This window comes from Shewanella sp. 5_MG-2023, assembly GCF_030547465.1.
Lineage (GTDB): Bacteria > Pseudomonadota > Gammaproteobacteria > Enterobacterales > Shewanellaceae > Shewanella.
On the sequence record NZ_JAUORC010000080.1, the window covers coordinates 1 to 1,194 of the forward strand.

General features: G+C 38.9%; 1 protein-coding gene and 1 rRNA gene. Both read right to left on the reverse strand.

All coding sequences use genetic code 11. The features are described from left to right. Nucleotides 1-771: 771 nt before the first annotated feature. Nucleotides 772-963, reverse strand: coding sequence for a hypothetical protein (locus Q4557_RS19735; RefSeq protein ID WP_133126569.1), 192 nt, complete (start codon nucleotides 961-963; stop codon nucleotides 772-774). Between the two features lie 146 nt (nucleotides 964-1,109). After that, nucleotides 1,110-1,194, reverse strand: a 5S ribosomal RNA gene (gene rrf, locus Q4557_RS19740); the annotation flags it as partial.

Sequence of the window (1,194 nt, forward strand, 5' to 3'; positions counted from 1 at the left end):
TGGCCTGTCGCCGTGTCAGTGGATGCGCATTATAGGCAAGTTAAGATTTAGCGCAAGGGCTTTTATGCATAAAAATGAAGTTTTTAATCATTAATTGTTTAAGTACAGGATACACACTTATTACCCCCAAGGTTATCCACACAGCGAGACAAAAAGTGGCACTCTAGGGATAATATACCAACCGCTTAAATTGTGTTAGGCCCAGTAATAGAAAAGGATAACATTCATTTTTGTGCTGGTGCCATGTAACGCTTAACTCAAAACACGGCAATGACTACCGTAAAACTATCTACCAATTTTGGAGCTGTGAATTTTCGAGCTTTCTAAAAGGTCATAATTTATCCGCATAAGTTCCAATGCGGCATTCAATTCTAGTTCAACATGAGGAAATTAGCATAAAAAACAATATTATTTTAAGCACTGCAGCCTCAATGTTAATAGCATTACTCCCCAGCCACAGAAATAGTCATGTTAGTGCTGCTAACAGGCCAATCTAGGTAATCGTTGTTGATTAAAGTTTTTTAGCAAAGAATGTCGTTCGTAAAGAGACTATCCAGTAAGTAGAAGAGCTGAAGGGTTCTTCAGTAATAGAACACAAACACTGCACGTTGTAAGAAGATATTTTCAATGCAATAGCCTTAATTAACCGTTATATAAAAGATAAAAGCTTCAAATAATTCACCAAACCAGATCTGCTAATATTAGCTCTACTGATCTATTCCAGTTTTATTAAAACCATAAACGCAAAAAGCCCGCTACACAGTGACGGGCTTAATATTGATTAGACGATTGGCGATGACCCCATTTCACATAGGCATGTCGTCCACACTGATTACCAGCAAGTTTTACTAAACATAACACCAAATAGGGATTATTCGTATTAGGAGCTTGGCGATGTTCAGCTGCGGATAAATCCTCCGCGCTCCATGTCTGCATAAAGCGTTGCTTTATAAACACAGACATTGCACCCTACTTTCACATGGCCATGTCGTCCACACTGATTTCGAGTAGGCTATTAACTAAACCTAACACCAAAAGGACTTATTTATTTTAAAATCCTAAACGAAAAAATCCCTGACTCATAGAGTCAGGGATTATTCTAATTTAGCGTCTGGAAATGACCTACTTTCACATGGGGAGACCCCACACTATCATCGGCGCGATTGCGTTTCACTACTGAGTTCGGGATGGGAT

Coding starts and splice junctions, on each gene's coding strand:
- Q4557_RS19735 (WP_133126569.1), bottom strand. CDS start 963: ATGTCTGTGTTTATAAAGCAACGCTTTATGCAGACATGGAGCGCGGAG.